We start from the raw sequence: 7,618 nt of genomic DNA on the forward strand, positions 1-7,618 counted from the left end.
CACTAGTGATCGTGATTAGCGCATAGAGTTGCGGAAAGTTCGGTCGGTTGCTGGTCGACGTCCTCATCACCGTGTATCTGCTGCGGGACCAGTCATTCTCGGGGCGCCTGCGGCTGTGCTGCGAGCAGGGCGGCGTTCACTTGGAGCTGGAGCTGGAGGAGGGGAGCCTGAGAGGCAGGCCAGATCTCGAGCACATTGGCCAGCAACCGCCGCAGGCGATCGAGCACCATGGTGAAGGGTGTCGCGAACTGCAAAAGATCCTCGACAGCGATGCGCAGGTAGTCCTCCCAGCTGGGCAGCACCAGTCGGACCCGTGTATCACCGGCCGCATCAATCATGTCCGCGACTGCCAGTTCCCTCTTCGCCAGCGCCCGCAGCAGCCCCTCGGTGGCGTCAATTGCGTCCACGGCGGACGCCGGATCGTTGACGGAGGGGGACATGGCCCGAAGCGCGATGTCGGCGAGCAACCGGAAGGCCAGCGTCGGGTCCTGGTCGAAGGTCCGTTCGGCGCTGCGCACCACGGCCGCCCGCACGACGTGGTCGCTCAGCTCACCTCCGTGGATGTCGGCCAGCGGCGAGTCATCGTGCACGGTGTCTCCCACACCGACGCAGAACACCACCAACGCATCTGCTCGCCTGGCCTCATGAATGAGCCGCCGTAGCTCAAGCTGCTGAACGACACCGGGCACGCCGTCCCAAGTAACGGTGCGCCGCAGCTCCGGCAGCTGCGAGGACGGTTCTGTCGCGCTTTTCGGGTCGGCCCGCATCGGGTATACAGCGGCGATGACGGCGCGGCCGCGTGAGGTTACGGCCTCCAGCACGGATTCCAGCTTGAGGGACAGAAATGCTCGAATCTGCAGGGCCCGGATCAGCGCAAAGGTGACAAGAGTGGCGAGGATCGCTGTGACCGGTACGAGCGCGGTCACCTCGGCCAAGTTGATGCTGACCACACCGGCAGTCATGGCGAAGATGAAGACGCCGACGGCCAATGCGAAGGTGCGCCACACGAGAGGGTCGCCGTGGAAAAGGTTCAACCGTGGCGAGAAGCTGCTGGCGGACCATTGCACCACGCCGAAGAGCAGCGCGAAGACAATGCTGACCACGCCGATCACCCCGATACCGAGGGTGAAAAGTAGCTCGGAGAGTCGGTTTCCCTCCACTGTTGGTCCACCGGAGACACGGGGGAGCGCAAGGCCCAGGGCCAGTCCGGCCAGCGCGCAGAACAGTTGGGCAAGGCCGGCACGCAGTCGGCGCCGTGCACGGAGCAACCGCCGGGGGGTTCCGCGAGACGAGAACGGGTTCCCCGCGCCGTATCGGCCGCTCATCTCGCCACGGCGCTGTCGGGTGAAAATTTGCATTCGCTTCATAGGCTGCCGATCCCGTTACCAATGACCACCATGCCGAGCACGAGCAGAAGGACCGTCATGACTGTCGCGTTATTCGTCACGAGCCAGTCACGCAGCGACTCGAGCGGCGGAGTCATCCGTCTGGACGCGACGACGTACGCGATCACCGGGATTGCTACAGTACTGGCCGCGATGAGCAAGAAAACGGCGATTGCCAGGGCTTCTTCGGCGCGGGTGAGTCCGCCGGCGCCGATGGCGACCCCGGCTCCGATGGCCATCAGAAGATTCTTAGGGTTGGCCGCTGCGAGAAGGAAGCCGAGAAAGGTGGCGCGCCCGGTGGTCACGGTATCGATGGCCGCCATCCAATTGGGAAGTGCAGCCTTCTCGCCGGGTACCGGACGCCTCCGCCATTGCGTGGCTGCGAGGACGAGAAGTCCGGTGCCCAGGAGAATCCTGATGGTCCCCGCGATCGGCTTGGAAGCGTCCGGGTTCTCGTCGGGAACGAGGCCGCTGAGCAGGGTGAAGATGACGACGGTGACGATGATGCCGACGACCCAGCCGGCGAGGAAGCCTACGCTCACCCCCTTCGCTTGTGGGGACAGGAGCATGAGGATCGCGGCGATTATCGGGACGGGGCTGATCGCAATGCCGAGCGCTAACGGGAGAATTTCCCCGATTACGGGTCCCATGCAGGCTTCCCTTCGCGCGGGCGGAGGCACTCGGTGACAGCTCGATAAGAGGCCGAGCCGCGGCCAGGTTCGGCGTGGCAACTGTAGCTGCCCCGCCTGATGACTTCGCCAGCCACGCACGGTGAAAGCGGTGCCTCGGGGTCAGATGACGTCGATGTAGATGACCTCGATGGCGTTGTTGCCGTAGCCGAGCCGGTTCCAGGGCGGGACGTCGGGCTGAACGTTTCCAGCCGCGTCTTTGGCCCTGACGCGCAGGGTGTGGCGTCCGATGTCGTTGGCTTCCCAGTCGAAGGACCATTCCTGCCAATGGTATGGGCCTGACGGGGGCTTGAGGGTGGCCGCGTACCACTCGCCTTCGCCGGTGAGACTGACATCGACGCCTGTCACCGGGCCGGTACCGGACCAGGCTTTGCCTCGTACTGTATGCGTGCCGGCGGCGATGGTGGATCCGGCGGCCGGAGCGGTGATGCGGGCCCGTACGTGCATGATGTCGACGGGCTCCGGTGGCCGGTCTGCCCATTCGTACATGTAATGTCCGGTCTGAAACTCCCCGACGAATGCCTCGGTCAGGATGTCGATTCGTTTGAGCCACTTCACGGAGGCCACGGCGTACCAGTGAGGGACGATGAGTCGGAAGGGCGACCCGTGGTCCTGGCCCAGGGGATCGCCGTTCATCTCGTACGCGATGAGTATCTCTGCGGCCGGATCGGCGGCGTGAGCCAGGGGGAGTGCGCGGGCGAAACTTAGGTTGTCCTTGTTGGTGTCGGCGAGCACCGGGGTGAGGTGGTAGGCGCCGTGGTCGGCGCCCTCGAAGCGCACGTCGACGCCGTTGGTGGCCGGATGCGCCTGTGCCAGTACTTCGTGCAGGAAGGCGCCCTTCCAGCGCGCGGTCGATACGGCGTAGTCACCCCAGGGCTCACCGGTGGGCAGCGGACGCATTTCCAGTCGCCCGTTCCCGGCGCATTCGAGCGTGACCGCCCGTTCGTGCGCCGGCATGGCCCGTAGCTCATCGAGCGTCAGTGTCATGGGGTGGTCCACCGCGCCGCCGATCTCGAGCGTTCCGTCGTGGGCGGGCAGTGCGAAGTTGCTGCGGACGTAGTGGAGCTCGGTGGGGGTGATTTCGCTGGCGAGGGCCGCGGGGGGCGCTTCGGCGTTGTACGGGGCCGGGTTGATCATCTGCAGCGCGGCACGCGCGGCATGGAGATCGTCGGTTACTTCCATGGCTAATCCTCCTCGTGGGTCCTGATCAGTAGTCAGCGTCGCGGAAGACCGGTTCGCGGTCTTCGTTGAAGGCGCCGATGCCTTCGATGCGGTCGGGATGGAGCGCCGAGCGCCAGTGCGCTTCCATCATGATGGCGATTGCCTGCTCCACGGGCTGGCCCTCCCCGAGTTGGACGGCCCGTTTGACGGCCTGTACCGCCGTCGGGGAGTTGCTCGCGATCGTTTCCGCAATCCGCTGCGCCGCGTCCGCCAACTCGCGCCAGCCATGGACCTCGTTGACCATGCCGAGGCGGTGCGCTTCGGCCGCCGTGATCGGGTCCCCTGTCATGAGCATTTGCATGGCCCTTCCGGATCCGAGGAGACGCGGCAGGAACACCGGGGAGCCGCCGCCGGCGGAGAGTCCGATCATCGCTTCGGGCTGCCCGAAGGTGGCATTCGTGGAGGCGATGATGAAGTCGCAGCTCTGGGCGAGCTCGCATCCGCCTCCGTAGGCGATCCCGTTCACGGCGGCGAAGAGCGGCTTGCGCAGTTGCCTCACGGTGTACAGGGTGCGATCGAAGGCCTGGCGCTGGCGCAGCCAGTCCTCTTTGGTCATTTGATTGCGCTGCCGCAGGTCGCTGCCGACGGAGAAGGCCCGCTCTCCGGCGCCCGTGAGGACGACGACCCGGACTGCGGTGCGGACGGCGATCGTTTCGACAATTTCGGTCAGCCGGGCGCCCATCTCGGTCGTGATGGCGTTGTCGGCGTGCGGCCGGTTCAGCGTGATCACGGCAATCTGGTCGTCCTTGCGGTAGTCGAGGAGGACGGAGGACTCCGGTTCCGCGACATCGGCGGAGGGCCGGGCGAAATCGAGTTTCTTCCAGCGGTCGGTGCCCCCGGCGGTGGTAGTCATGTTGTGCTCTCCTTCATCGAGGCGGGTCATGGCAGCTCCGCCAGCCAGCGCATTGCCGCCAGGCTCGGGGCGAAGCAGTACTCGCCCCCGCGCGTGATCACGAAGGGTGGAAGTTGCTGCAGCCGGCGCCGGATCGGCCTCTGGGGGATAGTGAAGCTGGTCGTGCCATCGCCCGAGCCGACGAGGGGGTCCGCTTCATTGGGGGCGCCGATGAAGATCCCGTCGTTGAGCCATTGGGTCTTGACGAACTCGAACTGGCGCTTGATGTGGGCGCCGACGAACACGAAGATGATGCCGCGGTCGGCGCCGTCGTCTTCCAGCACTCCTTCGGGAAGCGCCGGTCCGTAGCTCGTGCCGCGCCGGATCATTCGGTGCAGGCGGACGTTGACGCTGCCATCGTTGTCGAGTGCGTCGCGTGGGTTCGCGCGTCGTGCGTGGGCGCCGACGGGGCACTTGAAGCCGCGGGGATCGTCGCCGTAGAGGAAGTCGTTGTTCCGTTGGGGGTCGCTGCCGAGCTCCGGGTCGTCCCGGTCCGGGGAGAGCGCGAGTGGGGCGCCTCCCTGCCAGCGCCCGACCATTTTCGCGCCAAGCAGTGCCTCCTCCTGCCGGTCCGTGGCCTTCGCGCGGAGGTATTGCCGGTAGGCGGCCACTTTTGTGTGCAACTTCCGGAAGACGACATAGGTCCCGTTCCGGCCCAGGATGTCCGGGGTCGGCATCGGCGGCAACTCGCCCGTCTCGTCCGGATAGCCGAGGATGATCTCACCGGCCTTGAGCGGCCGCTCGTGCGGATTCGATGGCGGCCTGCCGCTGCCCTCGACCGCCGGCTGGCCGATACCGTCCTTGAAGCCGAACGAGGTACGCCCGGTCGGGAGCTGGTAACAGTCCTGACGCCAGAGGACCGTGATGCCGTCCAGCTCCTGATGGGCGCGGCGAGCCTTCACGACGACGGCCTGGAGGCGGGCCAGATCGGGTGAGAGCACCGCGATGGCGACGTGGACATCAGCCGTGCCGAGGGGCTTCTCCCAATGCTCCGGGCCGCTCTCGCCGACGTCGCCGAGATGCGCTGCGCGCGCAGCCATCCCTTCGCGGAACTCTGGTGCGAAGCTCTCAAGTGAGCTCTGCGGTACCCCGAGCGCTTCGAGCCCGTGATAGGTGAACGCGACGGTCATCCATGCGTCGTGTGCGGGGTCGGGCGATGGCCTGCCCGTGTCGACGACCGCCTGCAGCCGCCGGACGAGTTCGCGCCCTGCGGCGCGGTCATCGATGCGCAGCAGCAGGTACGCTCCGACATAAGGCGAAGGCCGCTCGTGCAGTGCACCGCTCTGAATGTCGTCGAGCTCGAGCGCGACCCTGTCGTTGCCGGGCATGGTCAGTGGTGTTCCGGCTTCTCGGGCGGGTTGGGGTTGGGAGGGGAGAGGTAGGGAAAGCTGCGCGAGGCCGGCCTGGAGGACCGATCGACTCCATCGCTGATAACGGGACCGTTGCCGGCGTTGATCAGCGTCGTGAAGAATTTATCCATGACGTCGTCATTAATCGCCCGCCCGCCACAGGTCTCGTGGGCCCGCCCCTGGCGGGCGGCGAGTTCGATCTCGAGGAATGAGCCCTTCTCCTGGTAGGGCTTGGTGAGGTCGAGGACCAGGTAGTCGGCGAGGACGAGTTCGGTCAGCGGATGGCCGTTGCCGTTGATCGGCCAGTCGGTCCTCCCGTCGAGACCGTCCCAGAAGGCGAGGTTGGCGTTGAGCCGTGCCCGGTAGGCACCTTCGTAGCCGTGCTGGATGTGGAACGCGTCCTCCATGTTGTACAGGTCGCGGATCTCGAGGTCTTGATTGACCGGATCGAACTGCTTGGGCCCGAGCATCAGGTTCTTGACCTCGGGGCGCCCGACGCGTTCGATACGCACGTTGAACGTACCCCGCGTTAGCGTTTCGGCGATGACGCCGACGAGCGTGGCGCCCCCCAGCAGTGCAGTGTCGATCTCGACGACCAGCCCGAGGACGTTCTTGCCGTCCATGTAGATCGCCCCGAGCTCAGCGAAGGCAAGTTGGCCGGTAGCGACCGTCTTCAGGGCCGCGGGAGCATCGAGGATGAACGGATCCCAGCGCGCCCCTGCGAAGACACGCATGCCGTGTCCGGACCCGCCCTCCTCGTCATTGACGCGGAACGCGACGGACTCGCCGGAGGGCGTGGTGCAGGTCCCCTCCTGTTCGAACGGGTGCGCGTCCGCGCTGGTCGGCGGGGAGAACACGCAGTCGAACACGAACTCTTCGGCGCCATGTTCGGGGCCGGCAGAGAACGGCGCCCGATCGCCGGGCGCATTTGCCGTGAGCGGTCGCAGCCGGAACCGGTAGATGAGGCCCTCCGAGAACGCGTTGGAGACCTTCGCGAACGGCAGGGTATTCATCACGAGGACCAGATGATTCGCCCGGTCCGGGCTAGGAAACGCGAAGACATCCGTGATGTCGGCGATCGCGTTGGCCAGCGCCCGGGGGCCCGAGATGTGATCAGACATGGGCGTCAGTCCCCGGCTTCGTCGAGCAGGGGCTTCAGGGCGGGGTGCTGCAGAGCTGCTGCGGCGTCGGGGTGGTCGAGCACGCGCTGGAAGGCCGCGGTCACCCGTTGCGCCTTGCGGATCTCCTTCACGGTTCCCGGATAGTTACGCGCGTACGCAGCAGCACTCCGCTGCGCGCCGAGAATAAATGCCTTCTCGGCGGCCAGGTCGGGCAGACCGTCGTAGCCCTCCGCATGCCGGAAAATAATATCGAAGAGCGCGAGCGTCGGTCCAGAGTTGAAGAAATCCTCCATATAGGCGTCCCAAGTGCCGTCGAAACTAGTGATGAACGCGAGCCGGGTGTCGTTGTCGAAGAGCACGAACCGCGCCTCGTGGATGGTCGTGATCGCCATTCCGTAGTCCCCTGGCCGGTAGCCGGGGGTCTTCTGCAGGTCGTCCAGCGCGACCCGCAACGATTCGCTCTCGCCGGGCTTTACCCGGAAGAACAGGCTGAACTCACTCGTCGGGCCCACGCTGACGCCCGGACCGGTCGATGTTGCCGCTGTCGTCATGCGGTGATCCTTCCCTGGTGTTCGGTAAGCCTGTCAGGACCTAGCAGCTGCCACGTCACCCAAAGGGGATGACTCGACACGTCGCTCTTAGGCAGTCACGTCTGTGACCCGGCCTGGGGCCGCGGGTTCCCCGGCCGGCAACTAGAGCCGGCGGTGAGTGGGACTGGCCTTCCGTGAGCACCCTGACGATTGCCTATGGACGGTCCTCCACAGCCGGTGACACCCACGTCACAAGGGCCACCTGTGGTATCGCGTCCGGTACTACCTGCCTGTTGCCTCATGTCAATACCTCCGGGAAGGTGCAGTCGTTGCCTCAGATGAATTCCTCCGGCTGGCGCGTTGGTTCCATCGTTCGTTCACGGCGGGTTTGACGGGGGCAGCCTGTTTGGCAGTGGCGATGGCTTCTAGCT

Annotated in this window: 7 protein-coding genes; all 7 read right to left on the reverse strand. The window is 65.8% G+C overall.

The genetic code is table 11. The features are described 5' to 3' along the window. Positions 1 to 92: 92 nt before the first annotated feature. Positions 93 to 1,367 (reverse strand): DUF2254 family protein, encoded by a 1,275-nt coding sequence (locus tag AB4Y67_RS17620; protein WP_441407047.1) that lies wholly within the window; start codon positions 1,365 to 1,367, stop codon positions 93 to 95. Then, entirely contained in the window at positions 1,364 to 2,035 is a 672-nt protein-coding gene (locus tag AB4Y67_RS17625) for a GAP family protein (RefSeq protein ID WP_441407048.1), read from the reverse strand. The genes AB4Y67_RS17620 and AB4Y67_RS17625 overlap by 4 nt, the downstream gene beginning before the upstream one ends. Positions 2,036 to 2,176: 141 nt before the next feature. After that, on the reverse strand, positions 2,177 to 3,256 hold the full coding sequence (locus AB4Y67_RS17630; RefSeq protein ID WP_441407049.1) for a sulfite oxidase: 1,080 nt from the start codon (positions 3,254 to 3,256) through the stop codon (positions 2,177 to 2,179). Between the two features lie 25 nt (positions 3,257 to 3,281). Then, complete coding sequence (locus AB4Y67_RS17635) at positions 3,282 to 4,148, reverse strand: enoyl-CoA hydratase/isomerase family protein (RefSeq protein WP_441407050.1); 867 nt, start codon at positions 4,146 to 4,148, stop codon at positions 3,282 to 3,284. 26 nt (positions 4,149 to 4,174) lie between these two features. Then, complete coding sequence (locus tag AB4Y67_RS17640; RefSeq protein WP_441407051.1) at positions 4,175 to 5,515, reverse strand: Dyp-type peroxidase; 1,341 nt, start codon at positions 5,513 to 5,515, stop codon at positions 4,175 to 4,177. Between the two features lie 2 nt (positions 5,516 to 5,517). Beyond that, positions 5,518 to 6,657, reverse strand: coding sequence for a DUF4331 family protein (locus tag AB4Y67_RS17645; RefSeq protein WP_441407052.1), 1,140 nt, complete (start codon positions 6,655 to 6,657; stop codon positions 5,518 to 5,520). Between the two features lie 5 nt (positions 6,658 to 6,662). Further along, a complete protein-coding gene (locus AB4Y67_RS17650; protein WP_441407053.1) occupies positions 6,663 to 7,208 on the reverse strand; it encodes a hypothetical protein in 546 nt (181 codons plus the stop codon). Between the last annotated feature and the right edge of the window lie 410 nt (positions 7,209 to 7,618).

It is taken from the genome of Arthrobacter sp. YAF17 (assembly GCF_052113365.1).
Taxonomy (GTDB): domain Bacteria; phylum Actinomycetota; class Actinomycetes; order Actinomycetales; family Micrococcaceae; genus Arthrobacter.

Excerpts from the sequence above, each read along its gene's own strand:
- AB4Y67_RS17650 (WP_441407053.1), bottom strand. The coding sequence starts at position 7,208 with ATGACGACAGCGGCAACATCGACCGGTCCGGGCGTCAGCGTGGGCCCG.
- AB4Y67_RS17620 (WP_441407047.1), bottom strand. The coding sequence starts at position 1,367 with ATGAAGCGAATGCAAATTTTCACCCGACAGCGCCGTGGCGAGATGAGC.
- AB4Y67_RS17635 (WP_441407050.1), bottom strand. The coding sequence starts at position 4,148 with ATGACTACCACCGCCGGGGGCACCGACCGCTGGAAGAAACTCGATTTC.
- AB4Y67_RS17645 (WP_441407052.1), bottom strand. The coding sequence starts at position 6,657 with ATGTCTGATCACATCTCGGGCCCCCGGGCGCTGGCCAACGCGATCGCC.
- AB4Y67_RS17630 (WP_441407049.1), bottom strand. The coding sequence starts at position 3,256 with ATGGAAGTAACCGACGATCTCCATGCCGCGCGTGCCGCGCTGCAGATG.
- AB4Y67_RS17625 (WP_441407048.1), bottom strand. The coding sequence starts at position 2,035 with ATGGGACCCGTAATCGGGGAAATTCTCCCGTTAGCGCTCGGCATTGCG.
- AB4Y67_RS17640 (WP_441407051.1), bottom strand. The coding sequence starts at position 5,515 with ATGCCCGGCAACGACAGGGTCGCGCTCGAGCTCGACGACATTCAGAGC.